We start from the raw sequence: 17139 nt of genomic DNA, 5'->3' as shown, positions 1-17139 counted from the left end.
AAAGGGTTTTACAGGGGTTTACGACGGATCAATTTCAATATTTCCGATGAGCCGGTCCGTAGAGTGTGTCATCAGTTGACTGCGCTCCAGTACGTTATGGGCAATCACCGAATGAGTGGAAGATATGGTGCGGACGGCAATCGCTTTTTGAGGAGAGAGATTAATGATGTTATTCCGCAGCACACGTGCTGAGACAACCTCATCAAGAAAAACGGCTGTCGGCTGTCCGATTGAACGATTTAAATAAAAGCGGTTATCACCAATTTGGGGTGAGCCATTTTTAATATACATCACCACATATAAGGACGTTTCTTCAAAGGAATTGTCTTTAATCTCTAAAGGAGCGGTCGAATTGCTGTAAACGGCGTAGTTTTGATAATGCTTAAAACGATTCTGCCAAATGAAAGCCTTTGCATTTCCTGTCACGCTGATCGTATACGATGATGCGAGCTGTGAATGTCCTTCTTGAATAAAGTGATTGCCGTTGATCCCCGCTTCTCCCTCCTGCACCCATATCCCTCGGCTGAATTCCTTGAATTGATTATGCTGAATGAGAATATTCGTTCCTCTGACCATCGCCGCATCGATGACAGAGTAGACGGTATTGTTTGAAAAGACAATGCTGTCTGATTGATAAATACGCAGCGATGCACTTCTAAGCCGTGTGTTTGTCCCTGACTCAATATGATTTCCTTCTATTAAAATACGATTGGCCATATAGACAGACACAGCCGCATCTTCAAAAAGACTGATTTTATTACCTGTGATGTGCACGCTGTCTCCCCTCACATCAATCCCCTTTTCAAATCCTTCAATCATATTGCCAATAATGATCACATTGTTTTCCGATTGATCAAGCGGCACTCCTAAACTCGTAATCCCTGCTTTTGTCACGCCCCCTCCCACTGCACGAATCAAATTATTCGCAATGATCGTTTCAGTGGCGAAGCCATAGGAGATACTGCTGTCCGTTTGATTGCCTTCAATGATCACACCATAGCCGTTGTAATTATAGATAGAGCTTGCTGCGCCGCCTCTGACAATGTTGTTTCGAATCTGAATATTTAGCGGCTCTTCCAGGTTGGTCGTATTCTCCCCGTATCCTTCAATATCAATGCCCATTTTTGGCTCGACCCCGTTTACCCCTGCCCTTTCAAGCAAACAGTCTTCCACAATGACACCATCACAGCCTGTAATAGACATATTGTTTCGCCTTGAGTCAGTGATGGTGCAGCCAGAAATATGAATAGACGAAGCAGGCGAGTACGATTCGATATGGGTCAATAAACCGTGAGGACTGACAATGATACCGTCTCCCGTACAATTGATTATTTGAACACGATCGATATTCACATGGGAAGCACCTTCAATACACACCCCGAAGCCCCATTCATGTGTTTTTCTTTCTGGCGGGAGTGACTTGTACACATGCTCATCACGGTCGCCTTCAATCCGTCCACCCCGAATGGTCACATGCTCTACCTCTCCTATATAAAAGGCTGCATATCCCCACGAATCATTTGGTTTCACTTTGATGACGGCATCTGATGCCATCTCAATACAAATATGACTTGGCACTCGTATACCGGCATTACGAAAAGGGAAAAATCGATCTCCCCTATACACCGCATCTATGACATACGTTCCACTCGGCAGCCAGACGTGGGAGTAGCCCTGTGCTTTTGTCCATTCTAGGCATTCGTTGAGTTTGGCGGTACAGTCCGTTTTCCCGTCAGCAATCACGCCAAAGTCTAATACATTGACAACGGGTTTCTTCAGATCAGATTCATTTACATCCCCCAATGAAAACCCCTCCTTTTTACACATGTCCTCTTGTCATCCTATGCATGTGGGAAAGGTTTGCTTGTACGATATTTCAAATTTTATATAAATTCTTCTGGAATAACTTTCCGATGATTTTCACTTGAGCGAATTTTTCATCTTTTTGAGTCTTTACGCCTATTGAACTAACATTTTCCTGTTTTAGAATAGTTTTATATTGACACAAGAACTATACAAGAATATCATTTTTCTCATATCTCTTTTTTTAAGAAAGGATCTATGCCATGTCTACAATTGACCACGATAAAATTGTTAAAAGTGTTCCTCAAAAAGGGTTTTTTGGACATCCTAAAGGACTTTACACACTGTTTTTCACTGAATTTTGGGAGCGTTTTTCTTATTATGGCATGCGTGCACTGCTTATTTATTATATGTACACAGAGGTGACAAAAGGCGGTCTCGGCTTCGACCAAACAACCGCTAATTCGATCATGTCTGTCTACGGTGCCCTTGTCTATATGTCAGGCATTATTGGCGGATGGCTTGCCGACCGGGTATTTGGTTCGTCCAGTACGGTCTTTTATGGCGGGGTATTCATTATGCTTGGTCATGTCATTTTGGCACTGCCTAGCGGAGCAACAGCGCTCTTTATTAGTATGGGGCTGATTATTATTGGGACAGGTCTCCTAAAGCCGAACGTGTCAAACATAGTCGGTGACCTGTATACAAAAACAGACCCTCGCAGGGATTCTGGATTCAGTATTTTCTATATGGGGATCAACATGGGTGGTTTTATCGCCCCATTAATTGTCGGAACACTCGGTCAAAAAGTGAATTTCCACCTTGGTTTCTCACTCGCTGCCGTTGGTATGCTTGTTGGACTGATTACGTTTGTCATCACGAAAAAGCCGAATCTTGGACTTGCCGGCACTTATGTCACAAATCCACTATCAGCTGCTGAACGCAAGAACTTCAAAATTTTCGGTACATTGATCGTGATTGTACTTGCTGTTTTTGCTGTCATCGGCATTCAAACAGGAGCGCTCACGATTAATCTATTCACTTGGTTTGTCAGTGTCCTTGGTGTGCTGATTCCAATTGTTTATTTTATTGTGATGTATTTTAGTAAAAAAACGAGTGCAGTGGAGCAGTCGAGGGTCCTCGCTTATATTCCATTGTTCCTAGCTGCGGTGATGTTCTGGGCCATTCAAGAACAAGGCTCAAATATTTTAGCCACATATGCAGATCAGCGAACAAACTTGAATTTCCTTGGCATGACATTAGCCTCTTCTTGGTTCCAATCATTGAACCCAATCTTTATTGTGCTCCTATCACCAGTATTTGCTTGGTTATGGGTCAGACTCGGTAAGAAACAGCCGTCTACCCCGATTAAATTCTCACTTGGCCTTCTGTTCGCAGGATTATCCTTTATCATCATGATCATTCCTGCTTACATGTCTGGACCACATACACTTGTAAGCCCACTATGGCTCGTTTTAAGCTTCTTCCTTGTCGTCATCGGAGAGCTTTGCTTATCACCAGTTGGGCTGTCAGCGACAACAAAACTGGCACCTGCTGCCTTCTCAGCGCAAACGATGAGCCTTTGGTTCCTTTCCAATGCAATGGCACAGGCGATTAATGCGCAAGTGGTCAAGCTGTTTGATAAAGTGCCAGAAACCGTCTATTTCGGGATCATCGGCATGCTCGCCATCGTTTTATGTGGCGTTATGCTTCTGCTTACACCGGTGATTAAGAAAGCGATGAAAGGCGTGCATTAAATTGAAAAAGAAGCCTCCCAAATGGGAAGGCTTCTTTTTTTGAATTAAAACCGAATCTCATCATCTCCGTGGATTTGCAACTGGAGCGGTTCACTTTTCACCTGATGTTTTTTCACATAGCGGTGATAGACAACATATCCAATGATCATGAGCGGTACGCCGACATACAGCCCAATCCGCTGCTCCGCATCAAAGGCAAGACTGATTAGCACAATCGAGTTCAGCGTGATCGCAATGATCGGCAGTACCGGATAAAGAGGGGTTTTAAATTTTAGGTTTTCCAGCTTCCCGCCTGCTTTCAAATATCTTCTGCGGAAAAGCAGTTGTGATAATGTAATCGTAATCCAGCCGGTTTGGGCGCTCATGCCTGCAATAGACACGATCCAAGCAAAAACGGTTTTCTCTGCAAAGAAGCCTGATAATAATGAAATACCTGTAAACAGGAAAGTGAGCAGTAAGGCATTCATCGGGATGCCCCGCTGATTGACTCGTCTAAACGCCTTGCCTGCCATTCCTTCCTTCGACAAAGAGTACAGCATTCTCGTAGAGGCATATAGGCCAGAGTTCGCCACAGATAATAAAGCAATGATAATGACAAAGTTCATGATATCTGCCGCATAAGGAATGCCCGTTCTCTCAAACACAGTGACAAATGGGCTTTGCAGCACACTCGCTTCTTTCCAAGGCACCATACCCGCTAAGACAAAAATAGATAAAACGAAAAAGACAAGTGTGCGCCAAACCGTCTGATGAATCGAGCGAGGCACGGTTTTCTCTGGATTTTCACTTTCTCCTGCCGCAATCCCGATCAGCTCCGTTCCTTGAAACGAAAAATTCACCGTGATCATCGTGACGACTACTGCGAGCAAGCCATTCGGAAACAGCCCATCACTCACAAAATGACTAAAGTAAGGAGCCGGTTCCCCGCTCGTCGTTTGAATAAAACCAAACATCGCCGCTCCGCCTACGCCAATAAATAGTAAGATGGCGACAATCTTAATGGTTGAAAAGAAAAACTCCGACTCCCCGAACGCTTTCGCTGACCTGGCATTTAATAAGAACAAACACAGCCCAAATATGAGACACCAAATCCACACATCCACTTGTGGAAGCCAGCGTCTCATCAGCTGCCCTGCTGATAAAAATTCCAGCGCCACGGTGGCTGCCCAGCCAAGCCAATAAATCCAGCCAACAGCAAATCCTGCTGCAGGACTCACAAATTTCGTCGCATACGTATGAAAAGACCCCGACACAGGAAGCGCGACTGACAGCTCTCCCAAACACAGCATGGTTAAATACATGATCAATCCGCCCACAATATAGGAAAGAACAGCTCCGACTGGCCCTGCTTGTCCAATCGTATAGCCTGTTCCAAGGAAAAAACCTGTCCCAATGACACCGCCAAGAGAAATCATAAATAAATGGCGGGAGGTCATCGCCCTTTTCAATTGTTCGGGCTGATTTTGTCCAACATCCACAATGATGCCCTCCTTCTTCTAAGATGTTCTGTTATCAAAACATGTCTCCATGTGATTATTCCATTTTCAAAACAACCTACTAATTATACATCTTTTATAATAAATATGCTTCCTTCTATCGTCACTGTTACAAAGTCTTTATTTTAGTAATGTTCGCACAACTTAAAGAAGAGACTCACCTTGAAATTCGTGAACCATCAAAAAAACCAGTGTGCGTCTAGCTGAAGACTTTCACACTGGTTTTCAGTTATTTTTCTGACAAGAAGGAAATAGAGAATATCATGGAAGGATCTTTTTCTTTCGTGTACCTGTCATAACAATGATAAACAAAGCCATATTGATTTTGTTCAACTCTCATCCCCGAACCTCTATCATGATAACCAGGCATTCTTTCCTCTTCCCAGATATTGAATAAATTCATAGTACCTCCAACACAAGTTACCATATGTTCATCACTTCCCTTATTCTCCCAAAATATTAAAGTAGAGACTTTGTCACCCCCTCCTACGATAAAACCATTTTCTGATAAAAGAACAACTCCCTGTCTACGTGAAGACGCTGTATGATGGATTTTCACTTGTATCGACTGATCATTTGAAAAATGAACCACATCCGTTTTCATCACTTGATCGAATTGGCCATCTACTTCTTGGTACTCCTTCTCTTTTCTAATTCGCATGCATTTGTCGCTCCTCATTACTTTTTTTATGATCATTGTGATTTTTCAAAGTCACTTTCAACAAATAAATCAAAAGAAAACACGGCATACAAATAATGGCCATTCCTAAGAATGCATAGGATTGAGATATAGAAAATAAGTACCCACTCACAATTGTTAACAGACCGTTACCAAGACTTAATCCTAAAGCTGCGTATAACCCGTGAGCATATGGGAAAAATTGATTTTTTATATGTCTATCTAGATATTTCATAAAGGCAACTTGAGTAAGACCAAACGTAAAGGCATGGAGTAGTTGGGACAGGATGAAAATAAACACATCTTCAAAAAGGAAGAGTGACACCCATCTTATAATGGATGCCGTTACACTAAACATCAATAAAGTCGTCACTGAACCCTTTTTAAACAACGAATCCGAAATGAAAAAGAAGACAATTTCTGCGATGACCGCTATTAACAAAAGAAACCCTATATATTCTGGCCGTACCCCTAAATTACCTAAAAAAAGCACAGCGTAACTGTAATATGCAGCATGAGCCGACTGTAAGATGACACAAAGAAGCAGAACAAACACAAATGACTTTGACTGAAATAGTTTTTTTATGCTCATTCCCGCTGGGTCATTTTTTTCTCGCAAGGTACTAGGAGCTCGTAAAGAAGCCAATAAGGCAAATAGCAGCAGTCCCCCAAGCATCACATAAATAATGACTTTTTCCCCAAATAAGGAGATCATAATCCCCATAAGCAGCAATGCTACAATATATCCAAAAGAGCCAAAGGATCTACTGCGTCCATAAGCAATCTCTCCTTTTTTCATCAGTCTAGAGGCCATCGCTTCATGCATAGCTAAAGGCATTGGATAGAGAAGACTAATGAAGAACGTGGTCACAATGACCGCTGAAAAGCTATTTGCCGGTATAAGAAGAACAAAAAGAAGCACCGATAAAAAAACCACCCATTGATTTAAACGAGCCAAGCCCATATACTGACTTGCCAAAGGAAATAGAAAAAAGGTAGTCATCGCTCGGGTTAGTAACCCAGTCGCAATAATGATCCCAGCTTGATCAGGTGAGAAGTTCTTATCTGCAACAAGCCATATCGACCAATAAGGAACAAATATACCAAATGTGAAAAAGAAGCCAAAAAACTGCATAGACATCCATTTGTTAGCATTCATATTCTTTCTGCCGATCTGACTTTATTCAATTGCCCTTTTATAAATTCACTCATTTCTTGAAAACAGCGGTCTTTAGAGGGCGCTTTAAAAGCCTCTGAATAGGGGTTAGCAAATCCATGTCTTCCCTCTACCATCTTCACACGAACCCCTTTCTTTTTCTCCAAAACCTCGACAATCTCCAAGGGTTTAAAAGCATTTTCAATGGTCGGAAAAAACAACAACGTTTCACATTTAGGCGAAATCGTCATGTAATCTCTTATTCTGGAACCATACAACCCGATGATTCCAGTAAATAAACCGTCATATCGACTACATAGCCAAGCGACTGTTGCTCCCACACTGAAACCTAATGCAAAAAGACGGATACTCTTATCTTTTGCTTTTAATTCTCTTGCTAATTGAAGGACTGTGTCGACTGATCGGTCAAAACCTACTTCTTTCATAAAATAACGATAAGCATCGTCTTCACTATCACGATCAAATGGTTTGATTTGACCTAGTAGCTGCGGGCAATAGACTTCAAAACCAGCTCTTTCAAAATATTTGATTGTCGTCTCCATATGATCATTTATGCCATAAATCTCATGTATTAAGATAATGACTGGTTTTTGTTGATGATGTAATGTTTGCAAATGTCTATCATTCCCTTCTTAAGAGTGAAAAACGAGAAGACTTTCCCCACCCTTAATTCCCATTCACCTTTACTTCCATGTGTAAAATACCTGTAAATGTAGGATTAGAAGTCCATTCTGGATTTTCAAGATCGTATAAAGGCTGTATATCAGGACATCGTGAAATGACTTCTTTTAATATCTCCATGATTTCTGCTCGAGCAAATGCTGCTGCGATACATGTGTGATACCCTCCACCAAAGGCCATATGACGAAATCCCTTTCTCGTGATATCCATTTGGTCTGGATGTGCGAAAACTCTCTCATCTCTTCCAGCAGATGCCAAGAAAAAGTAAACAGAATCGTTCTTTTTAATTTGCTTTCCATGCAACTCAATATCTGTAGATGCATGTCTGACAATATATTGGATAGGTCCTTCTAACCTCATTGTTTCGTCTAGGACTTTAGGTAATAATGACATATCCTTTTTCAACATATTGAGAATCTCTGGATTTTTAAATAACAAATGCAGCGAGTTACTGAGCACAAACTGTGGAATTTTATGTCCGCCAAAAATGAGATGCATCGTCTGGGCGATTAATTGATCATCTGTTAACTCGCCATTAACACCTGGTGTTTCTGAAATAAGCCGGCTTAACAAATCATTCTTCTTCTCTTTTCTTCTCTCTGCTATAGCATTTGATAAATATGCATAAATCTCTTTTACGCTTCCCCTGACTTGTTCGCTTATTTCTTTACTAGGTACATGAGATACGACAAAGTTTTGCATAAAAAGAGCAATATCATCGGACCATTTGATAAATTTATCTACTTCTGCACCTGGAATACCAAGCATTTTACACAGTACCATCGCTGGGATAGGATGTGCGATTTCTTCTACGAAATCAAATGATTCTGTGTGGCCCTCAAGAACACGGTCAATAATTGTCGCAACTATTTTTTTAATTTCAGGAGTGATCAATTCAATTTCATTTACTAAAAACGCCCGATTCATATAACCCCTTAGCTCTGTATGGTCAGGACGATCATGATAAACCATCCATGTTTTAATGATGTCAATGATATCTTTAAAGTGCTGATCTTCACCTTTTTCTAAATTATTCATCTTTAAAGGAATTACTTGACTCGATATAAACCGATCGCCCGGAAGGTTTGTGGTCATGTCAGCATGTCTTGTAATGAACCAAGACTTCATCTCTTCATTCCAACACACAGGAGCTTCATTTCTTAATTGCTGATAAATGTCATATCGACGTTCAAAATATTCATTACTATACAAACTCAACTGTTCCACACTCTGTTCTGTTTTCATTTTCAACATCATCCCTTCTGTTTTCACATACAACATTCTCGATTCATTTTTGAGATTAGTGGAAATATTACGACCTTCTCTTCACAGCAGGCGGGAGCATATAAAAAACCAAGATAAAGAGAACCTGCACCATCACTGAATAGCGCGAGAAGTTCTACCTGATCTTGGTCTTAAAGAATGTATGATTGAAACGATTCACAGAGGTTTTTAGTTAGAGGCATCTAACAGTATAAAATGATATAGTTCCTGTCATTTTTCCTATAAGTAAGATTAAGTAGCAATCTTCTCGTAGTCTAATTCTTTACGGGAATTAGGTAGAGACTCTCAGACCATATTTCTGAAGGTATACGAGTATTGCTGCCTACATCAAATTTGAATCGAATGTAAAAAAATGCAATATAATACTTTATTTTTACATTTTTATCATAGCATATTTGCCTTTGAATTGGTTCAAAAAATAATTACATTTTTCAAATATCTTGACGATCATTTCGCTATTTGCTCGATTTTAGTTTGATCTCACTTTTAATTCGGGTATATGGATAGCGGCATTAGTTGGCCTATTTCATACTAGAAGGCTGTAACAGCAGGCATAAAGTTGGTGAGATTCGCTCAAGCTAGTTTCAAATGCTTTACTTTTAGGTTGCTTCTCTGTAAGATCATATGTTGTAAATACCAACAAGAAAAGTGGGGAATAAAATGAAAAAAATGTTCTTTGCCATTATTTTAGGCGCTTGTGTTGCATTGATCACGGCATGCGGATCAGCTGCAAACGACAGCGCAAATAAACAATCTGGGTCTAAGGAATCAGGTGACCTTTGGAAATCCATTCAGGATAAAGGCGTATTAACCATCGGTACAGAAGGTACATATGCTCCTTTCACCTTCCATGACAAAAAGACAGATAAACTAACTGGCTATGATGTCGAGGTCATCACAGAAGTTGCAAAACGTCTTGACTTAAAACCAGAATTCAAAGAAACACAATGGGACAGCATGTTTGCTGGTCTGAATTCAAAACGTTTTGATGTGGTAGCGAACCAAGTTGGTAAAACTGGACGTGAAAATCAATATGATTTCTCTGATAAATACACAACGTCTCAAGCCATTGTTGTGACAAAATCAGATAACAATGACATCAAGAAACTTTCTGATGTGAAAGGCAAAAAAGCAGCACAATCATTAACAAGTAACTATAACAAATTAGCTACAGATGCTGGCGCTAAGATTGAAGGGGTTGAAGGTCTTGCACAATCCATTCAATTGATTCAGCAAGGGCGTGCTGATTTGACGTTCAATGATAAATTGGCTGTCTTGAATTACTTGAAAACAAGCGGTAACAAAAACCTAAAAGTTGCATTTGAAACAGGAGATCCACAAGAAACGTATTTTGCCTTCAGAAAAGGCAGCGGCGAAGTCGTTGACAAAGTGAATGGCGCATTAAAAGAAATGAAAAAAGACGGTACACTTGCTAAGATTTCTAAGAAATGGTTTGGTGAAGATGTTACAAAGTAATACCCTAGGAGTCGTCATTCCTTGGGATCTTCTTCAGCAATCTTTTTGGCCAATGGTGATGCAGGGGATTTATTATACAATCCCCCTTGCCATCATTGCCTTCATTATTGGTCTTTTTATCGCGCTTGTGACAGCTCTTGCTAGAATGTCTAAAATCAAAGCCCTCAGATGGATTTTCTCCATCTATGTGTCGGCCGTTCGCGGAACGCCGCTTTTTGTGCAATTGTTTATTATTTTCTATTTCTTTCCGACATTTAATATCACACTTGATCCATATCCAAGTGCTATCATCGCTTTTTCTTTAAACGTAGGTGCGTATGCTTCGGAAATTATCCGTGCATCCGTCCTATCTGTTCCAAAAGGACAATGGGAAGCGGGGTATTCAATTGGGATGACCCATCGCAAAACGCTCGTCCGCGTGATTTTACCGCAGGCAGTGCGTGTATCGATTCCGCCGCTGTCTAATTCTTTCATTAGTTTGGTGAAGGATACATCGCTTGCCTCCCAAATCCTCGTGGCAGAGATGTTCCGTAAATCACAGGAAATTGCTGCGGCGAACTTGGATCAAATTTTATTTATTTATATGGAAGCAGCCCTGATCTATTGGGTATTCTGCTTCATTCTATCGCTCGTTCAACACCAAATTGAAAAACGACTTGATCGATATGTCGCAAGGTAAGGAGGGAACGACATGCTAACAGTCAAAGGCTTAAACAAATCCTTTGGTGAAAATGAGATTTTAAAGTCGATTGATTTTACGATCAACAAAGGGCAGGTTGTGGCGATTCTTGGTCCATCAGGTTCAGGGAAAACAACGATGCTTCGCTGTTTAAATGCACTTGAAATTCCAAATGCCGGCTCCTTTACCTTCGATGATTTCTCGATTGATTTTTCTAAAAAAAATAAACAAGCTGATTTGCTCAAGCTTCGCCGGAAGTCAGGCATGGTGTTTCAAGATTATCATCTGTTCCCGCATCGTACTGTTCTTGAGAATGTGATGGAAGGTCCAGTCCAAGTTCAGCGCCGGCCAAAAGAAGAGGTGCGAAAAGAAGCGATTCAGCTCCTGCAAAAGGTAGGACTTGAGGATAAAAAAGATTTGTATCCCTTCCAGCTGTCAGGCGGTCAAAAGCAGCGTGTCGGCATTGCCCGTGCACTTGCCATTCAGCCAGAGCTTATGCTTTTTGATGAACCAACCTCTGCGCTTGATCCTGAGCTTGTCGGGGAAGTCTTAAAGGTCATGAAAGATTTAGCGAAAGAAGGCTGGACGATGGCAGTCGTTACACATGAAATCAAGTTTGCCCAAGAAGTGGCGGACGAAGTGATTTTTATTGATGGCGGCGTGATCGTCGAACAAGGTCCTCCTGAAGAAATCTTCAAACGACCAAAGGAAGAACGAACAAAGCAATTTTTAAACCGGATTTTGAATCCAGTATGATCAAAAAGGCTGTTCTCACTTGATGAGAACAGCCTTTTTTTATATCTCTTTTTTCAGGCGAAGCGCCAATAAGTCTTGAAGGAGCAGTCTCGCTCCCTCTGGACTGATGACCACTCCACCCGATAGCACTTTGTTGGAGTTTGTCACTTCTCCTGTGACGATACAGGGCTTGTCCTGCCAATACGGCTTCATCACAATGTGACCTTCTTCTTGATAGATCTCCACCATATCTCGGGGATGAATTTTCAACCTTTTTCTTATATCTGTTGGCAGGACAATTCTTCCGACGTTATCTATATACTTTACATAGTCTTTACTTAACAAAGTGACCCCCCCTGCATCTCTAGATATGATATAGACGATTCCCTGTTTATCTAGGGATTAAGCGCTCTAATCGGTTAATGAAAGAAGGAGCTGCAGGCTGATCCAATGGCTAAACACGCTTCCCATATATGATATATCTGTTTGGTGCAGGACCAATGAAAGAAAAAGGATAACATGTGGTGAGGATAAGTTCTTCCTTTTCCTGTTGTAGTGTAATAATACTTTGATCATCTTTTTTCACAATCTTTGTTTTCTCAATTTCATAGGTAAATCGACCGTATGAAAGCTCAATAACGAGTTGATCCCCTTTCACAAGTTCTCCTGTTCGTCTAAACACAGTATCACGATGCCCAGATAAAACGATTTGTCCCTGTTCATTAGGAAAATAGCTCTCGTGATAATGACCAACTCCCTTTGCCAAATCCTCCGCCGCTGTTCCTTCTACAATTGGTAACTCAGCTTTTAACTTTGGAATGTGCAATAGCCCAATGGTTTCACCAGCCTTCGGCACAAAAGGGGAATCCGCTTTCCCCTTTTGCTGGATGACCGCTTGTGCAGACTGGAATGACTGATCTACTTGTCTTTGTCCATCAACGATTTTCATATATCCTACAATCACAAGACAAATACCTGCTGTAATCAATAGAGCTGAGATGATTTTTTGAAACATGGACGATTATCCGTTTCTTTTTCTTCTTTTCCATACAATAAGGGATGCACCTATTAGTACAAGTGCAAATCCTGCTAGTAAAAAGTTGTACATCTCTGTTGCAGTGTTCGGAAGATGATGACCAGGTGTATCCGGTTCTGAATGAGAAGGCTGCTCTGGATTTGTTGGCACCCCTGGCACATGCGGCGGCGGTACTACCGCTGTTGAGTTTTCAGGTTTGTCTGGTTCGTCAACATTATCACCCTTCACAACTGCGATATTTTGAATGGTTTTACCTTCAGATCCTTTCGTGACCTTCGCTTCAAAAGTAACCGTATGCCAGTCTGTGTCTTTAATATCACCAAATTGACCGGTCACTGTGCCTTTTGTGTAGTCTCCGTTGTCATCATCTTTTGCGTCTGTGACAGCTTGTCCATCTACTTTTAATGACCCTTCGACGTATTCAAGACCTTCTGGCAGTTTATCTGCGATGACTAAATCTTTGATGATACTGTCTTCTACACTATTTTTTGTTTTGATGGTGTAAAGAAGGGTGTCGCCTACCTGAACTTGTTTTTCATTTGTATTGCCTTCTGCTTTTTGAGAGATCTCAGATGTTTTTTCTGATTCAAGCTTTGGATCTCTTGGATCAATGTTTGTATCCGTTGTCGGCTCATCTGGTGGCGTGTTTTCGCCTGTTACTTTCGCTGTGTTTTGAATGCTTTTACCTGATTGGCCTTTAGCAACCTTCGCTTCAAAAGTAACCGTATGCCAGTCTGTGTCTTTAATATCACCAAATTGACCGGTCACTGTGCCTTTTGTGTAGTCTCCGTTGTCATCATCTTTTGCATCTGTGACGGCTTGGTCATCTACTTTTAGTGACCCTTCGACGTATTCAAGACCTTCTGGCAGTTTATCTGCGATGACTAAATCTTTGATGATACTGTCTTCTACACTATTTTTTGTTTTGATGGTGTAAAGAAGGGTGTCGCCTACCTGAACTTGTTTTTCATTTGTATTGCCTTCTGCTTTTTGAGAGATCTCAGATGTTTTTTCTGATTCAAGCTTTGGATCTCTTGGATCAATTTTTGTATCCGTTGTCGGCTCATCTGGTGGCGTGTTTTCGCCTGTTACTTTCGCTGTGTTTTGAATGCTTTTACCTGATTGGCCTTTAGCAACCTTCGCTTCAAAAGTAACCGTATGCCAGTCTGTGTCTTTGATATCACCAAATTGTCCGGTGACTGTGCCTTTTGTGTAATCTCCGTTATCGGCATCTTTTGCGTCTGTGACGGCTTGGTCATCTACTTTTAATGACCCTTCGACGTATTCAAGACCTTCTGGCAGTTTATCTGAAATCACGAGATTTTCGACGATGCTGTCCTCTTCAAGATTCTTTGTTTTGATCGTATAAAGAAGGGTATCGCCTACCTGTGGTGTTTTTTCATCTGTGTTCCCTTCTGCTTTTTTCTGAATGCTCGCTGTCTTTTCTGATGCTAGTTTTGGATCACGAGGATAAATTTCTGTTTTTGTTGTTGGATCATCTGGCGGCGTGTTTTCACCAGTTACTTCGGCAGTGTTTTGAATGTCTTGACCAGCCTGTCCCTTTTCAACTGTCACTTCAAACGTCACGGTATGCCAGTCTGTGTCCTTCACATTACCAAAATAACCTGTGACCTTTCCATCTGTGTAGTCACCGCTATCGTCGTCTTTCACATCTGTAACGGATTCTCCATCAATTTCAAGAGACCCAGCGACATACTTCAGCCCTTTTGGTAATTGATCTGAGATCACTAGATTTTCCACAAGGCTGTCTTCTATCGTGTTCTTTGTTTTAATTGTATAAAGCAGGGTATCTCCCACTTCTGGATGCTTCTCATCTTTGTTACCTTCTGCTTTTTTCTGCAAGACGGCTGATTTTTCAGAAGTCAGCTTCGGGTCACGAGGATAGATTTCTGTTTTTGTTGTCGGATCATCTGGAGGTGTGTTGTCACCTGTGACACTGGCTGTATTTTGAATATCTTTACCAGATTGTCCTTTTTCAACCGTGACCTCAAAGGTCACTGTATGCCAGTCTGTATCTTTAATGTCACCGAATTGTCCTGAGACGGTTCTGTTTGTGACATCACCATTGTCTTGATCTTTCTCATCTGTGACCGCTTGTCCGTCTACCTCAAGGGAATTCGGCACATACGCTAATCCTTCCGGCAGTTCGTCTGAGATCACTAAATTTTCAACGAGACTGTCTTCTATCGTATTCTTTGTTTTAATCGTATAAAGAAGGGTATCACCGACCTCTGGATGCTTCTCATCTGTATTGCCATCTGCTTTTTTCTGCAAGACGGCTGATTTTTCAGAAGTCAGCTTCGGGTCACGAGGATAGATTTCTATATTCGTTGTCGGCTTGTCTGGCGGTGTATTGCCGGTTGTGACATTGGCTGTATTTTGAATGTCTTTGCCTGCCTGACCTTTTTCAACTGTGACTTCAAACGTCACGGTATGCCATTTCACATCTTTCACTTCACCGAACGTTCCAGTGACAGTTCCATCTGTCATATCACCGTTGTCGTCATCTTTTGTATCTGTGACTGGATTTCCATCTACCTGAAGTGAGTTTGGTACATATGATAACCCTTGAGGTAACTTATCAGAAATCACAAGATCTTCAATCACGCTATCTTCAACAGCGTTACGGGCTTGAATGGTATACAGCAATGTGTCGCCTACTTCTGGATGCTTCTCATCTGTATTACCATCTGCTTTTTTCTGTAAGACCGCTGATTTTTCCGATTCAAGCTTTGGATCACGAGGATAAATTTCTATATTTGTTGTTGGTTTGTCTGGTGGTGTATTATCCCCTTCGACATTCGCTGTATTTTGAATATCCTTGCCAGCTTGACCTTTTGCTACTTTCGCTTCAAATGTCACGGTGTGCCAATCAGTGTCTTTCACATCACCTATTTGACCTGTCACAGTGCCGTTTGTATAATCACCTTTGTCTTGATCTTTGGCATCAGTTACGCTTGTACCGTCTACCTTAAGAGATCCAGAAACATAGGTTAAACTACTCGGAAGATTATCTGATATGGTCAGATTCTTAAGAACGCCGTATTGCACCGTATTTTTTGCTCTAATTGTATAAAGCAAAGTGTCGCCTACTTCTGGATTCTTTTCATCTGTGTTGCCTTCTGCTTTTTTCTGTAAAGCAACCGATTTTTCTGATTCAAGGTTAGGTGGATATGGATCGAATTCAGGCTTCACCCTTGAAGCTAAGTCGTAAGATAATGAATCACCTGCAGTGCCCATATATGTTGTACTTAATGTTTTCGCATCAAGTGTAAAAAGAGTGGAATGACCAATAGAGTCATCTTTTCCTGATTGTAATAGCATTTGTCCATTTGGCAAAAAGCTAATTCCTCGTACTCCTCCCTCAATAGGTTTACCATCTGCATTTGTGATTGGAATCACTCGAATGACTTCAGCTGTTTCAGGATTCATTTGCGCAATGGACCCACTGGTATTAGATGCGAACCAAAGATAGCCATCCTTATCGACTACAAGGTCTCCGCCAATGTCTCCGCCAATGCCAGGGCCAACGTCATAACCAACAATTTTCTTGGCCGTTTTTTGACCAGTTGCTAAGTCGTACGTTGCAAGGTAGGGTTCTCCACCAACCTCATACGAATGAATATATTTACCGTTATAAACAACGGCATTAGGCGCTCTTCCGCCTAAAACACCTACACGCTCTGCTTGTCCAGTGGTCGCATTTATTTTATAAAGAACTGGCTCTCCACTTGCTGTCGTAGTTGCATACACAGTGTTTTCTTGGTCATTCACAGCAACACCGTTCACTACAGTCGAATTAATTCCCTTCACCTGTACACTAGCCTTTACGTTTGTTGGATTTTGCCCATCAAGCTGATAAAGAACTAACTTCCCATTTCCAATCATGTAGGAATCTGTGTTATTGACAACCACCGTCCCAGCGGCTTTCGTAACAGGTGGCGAAACTGTTAATAAATTCCCAGCAATCAGCACCAATATAAGAAATAATTGACTCGTTCTTTTTATTATGTTCATTTTTTTTAACATCCCCTTTTCCCTGCTCTAAATCATAATGGTATGTACCAGTTCACCTCCCACACTTTGGTAAAGAATATCAGTAACATTTCAGAACCCTCAACATGACCAAAAGACTATTTTCGACAAAAATAGCCCTTTGGTCATATACAGCTTTCGACATCTGATCCATCTATGTTTTTTCCAATAAAACAAGTTTTTTTATCGTGTATCAAATATTTTATCTATCAATAAAAACAGGCCTAACGACGCAATTTACATACAATCTATTCTATTTTATCTTGAATATTCTTTAATT

General features: G+C 41.1%; 13 protein-coding genes and 1 riboswitch. Of the genes, 4 read left to right on the top strand and 9 right to left on the bottom strand.

Going from position 1 to position 17139, the window contains the following annotated elements; translation table 11 throughout:
* Nucleotides 1–18: 18 nt before the first annotated feature.
* The gene (locus tag MHI41_RS02105) at nt 19–1803 is read right to left on the bottom strand and encodes a right-handed parallel beta-helix repeat-containing protein (protein WP_342494494.1); all 1785 of its coding nucleotides are present in this window, start codon (nt 1801–1803) and stop codon (nt 19–21) included.
* 263 nt (nt 1804–2066) lie between these two features.
* Between MHI41_RS02105 and MHI41_RS02100 the strand changes: the two genes are divergently transcribed.
* Entirely contained in the window at nt 2067–3560 is a 1494-nt protein-coding gene (locus MHI41_RS02100; RefSeq protein ID WP_008347279.1) for a peptide MFS transporter, read from the top strand.
* A 44-nt stretch (nt 3561–3604) separates the two neighbouring features.
* On the opposite strand, the gene MHI41_RS02095 is transcribed toward MHI41_RS02100, so the two are convergent.
* From MHI41_RS02095 to MHI41_RS02075, 5 genes are all read right to left on the bottom strand, one after another.
* On the bottom strand, nt 3605–4996 hold the full coding sequence (locus tag MHI41_RS02095; protein WP_046527513.1) for an amino acid permease: 1392 nt from the start codon (nt 4994–4996) through the stop codon (nt 3605–3607).
* A gap of 289 nt (nt 4997–5285) precedes the next feature.
* The gene (locus MHI41_RS02090) at nt 5286–5717 is read right to left on the bottom strand and encodes a hypothetical protein (protein WP_272512035.1); all 432 of its coding nucleotides are present in this window, start codon (nt 5715–5717) and stop codon (nt 5286–5288) included.
* Nucleotides 5707–6894 carry an MFS transporter gene (locus MHI41_RS02085; RefSeq protein ID WP_272512036.1) on the bottom strand — a complete coding sequence of 396 codons (1188 nt, stop codon included), beginning with the start codon at nt 6892–6894 and terminating at the stop codon, nt 5707–5709. Before MHI41_RS02085 ends, MHI41_RS02090 begins: the two co-directional genes overlap by 11 nt.
* Nucleotides 6891–7526, bottom strand: a complete 636-nt coding sequence (locus tag MHI41_RS02080; RefSeq protein ID WP_142153943.1) for a dienelactone hydrolase family protein — start codon at nt 7524–7526, stop codon at nt 6891–6893. Before MHI41_RS02080 ends, MHI41_RS02085 begins: the two co-directional genes overlap by 4 nt.
* A gap of 52 nt (nt 7527–7578) precedes the next feature.
* Nucleotides 7579–8838, bottom strand: a complete 1260-nt coding sequence (locus MHI41_RS02075; RefSeq protein ID WP_272512038.1) for a cytochrome P450 — start codon at nt 8836–8838, stop codon at nt 7579–7581.
* 269 nt (nt 8839–9107) lie between these two features.
* Nucleotides 9108–9209: riboswitch (purine riboswitch) on the bottom strand.
* Between the two features lie 328 nt (nt 9210–9537).
* Between MHI41_RS02075 and tcyA the strand changes: the two genes are divergently transcribed.
* Genes tcyA through MHI41_RS02060 form a run of 3 tightly spaced genes read left to right on the top strand, consistent with a single transcriptional unit; the run spans nt 9538 to nt 11788 of the window.
* Nucleotides 9538–10353: a cystine ABC transporter substrate-binding lipoprotein TcyA gene (gene tcyA / locus MHI41_RS02070; protein ID WP_007498178.1), complete on the top strand. Its 816-nt coding sequence runs from the start codon at nt 9538–9540 to the stop codon at nt 10351–10353.
* The gene (locus MHI41_RS02065; protein ID WP_017366604.1) at nt 10340–11032 is read left to right on the top strand and encodes an amino acid ABC transporter permease; all 693 of its coding nucleotides are present in this window, start codon (nt 10340–10342) and stop codon (nt 11030–11032) included. The genes tcyA and MHI41_RS02065 overlap by 14 nt, the downstream gene beginning before the upstream one ends.
* Before the next feature lie 12 nt (nt 11033–11044).
* Complete coding sequence (locus MHI41_RS02060; RefSeq protein WP_012008904.1) at nt 11045–11788, top strand: amino acid ABC transporter ATP-binding protein; 744 nt, start codon at nt 11045–11047, stop codon at nt 11786–11788.
* 39 nt (nt 11789–11827) lie between these two features.
* Here the strand turns inward: MHI41_RS02060 and MHI41_RS02055 are convergent, their stop codons facing one another.
* The 3 genes from MHI41_RS02055 to MHI41_RS02045 all read right to left on the bottom strand — a co-directional run bounded on the left by MHI41_RS02055 (nt 11828) and on the right by MHI41_RS02045 (nt 16841).
* The gene (locus MHI41_RS02055; protein ID WP_008347289.1) at nt 11828–12112 is read right to left on the bottom strand and encodes an AbrB/MazE/SpoVT family DNA-binding domain-containing protein; all 285 of its coding nucleotides are present in this window, start codon (nt 12110–12112) and stop codon (nt 11828–11830) included.
* A gap of 109 nt (nt 12113–12221) precedes the next feature.
* Nucleotides 12222–12782 (bottom strand): class D sortase, encoded by a 561-nt coding sequence (locus tag MHI41_RS02050; protein ID WP_272512040.1) that lies wholly within the window; start codon nt 12780–12782, stop codon nt 12222–12224.
* A 6-nt stretch (nt 12783–12788) separates the two neighbouring features.
* A complete protein-coding gene (locus MHI41_RS02045) occupies nt 12789–16841 on the bottom strand; it encodes an isopeptide-forming domain-containing fimbrial protein (protein ID WP_342494493.1) in 4053 nt (1350 codons plus the stop codon).
* Nucleotides 16842–17139 lie beyond the last annotated feature (298 nt).

The organism is Bacillus sp. FSL M7-0307 (genome assembly GCF_038627835.1).
GTDB lineage: Bacteria > Bacillota > Bacilli > Bacillales > Bacillaceae > Bacillus > Bacillus altitudinis.
The sequence above is the reverse complement of the archived record's forward strand: the minus strand, read 5'-3'. Positions and strand labels throughout refer to the sequence as shown.

What these genes read in the sequence shown, in the direction of transcription:
- MHI41_RS02090 (WP_272512035.1), bottom strand. Translation starts at nt 5,717, where the DNA reads ATGCGAATTAGAAAAGAGAAGGAGTACCAAGAAGTAGATGGCCAATTC.
- MHI41_RS02050 (WP_272512040.1), bottom strand. Translation starts at nt 12,782, where the DNA reads ATGTTTCAAAAAATCATCTCAGCTCTATTGATTACAGCAGGTATTTGT.
- MHI41_RS02060 (WP_012008904.1), top strand. Translation starts at nt 11,045, where the DNA reads ATGCTAACAGTCAAAGGCTTAAACAAATCCTTTGGTGAAAATGAGATT.
- MHI41_RS02095 (WP_046527513.1), bottom strand. Translation starts at nt 4,996, where the DNA reads ATGACCTCCCGCCATTTATTTATGATTTCTCTTGGCGGTGTCATTGGG.
- MHI41_RS02100 (WP_008347279.1), top strand. Translation starts at nt 2,067, where the DNA reads ATGTCTACAATTGACCACGATAAAATTGTTAAAAGTGTTCCTCAAAAA.
- MHI41_RS02085 (WP_272512036.1), bottom strand. Translation starts at nt 6,894, where the DNA reads ATGAATGCTAACAAATGGATGTCTATGCAGTTTTTTGGCTTCTTTTTC.
- MHI41_RS02075 (WP_272512038.1), bottom strand. Translation starts at nt 8,838, where the DNA reads ATGAAAACAGAACAGAGTGTGGAACAGTTGAGTTTGTATAGTAATGAA.
- tcyA (WP_007498178.1), top strand. Translation starts at nt 9,538, where the DNA reads ATGAAAAAAATGTTCTTTGCCATTATTTTAGGCGCTTGTGTTGCATTG.
- MHI41_RS02045 (WP_342494493.1), bottom strand. Translation starts at nt 16,841, where the DNA reads ATGAACATAATAAAAAGAACGAGTCAATTATTTCTTATATTGGTGCTG.
- MHI41_RS02065 (WP_017366604.1), top strand. Translation starts at nt 10,340, where the DNA reads ATGTTACAAAGTAATACCCTAGGAGTCGTCATTCCTTGGGATCTTCTT.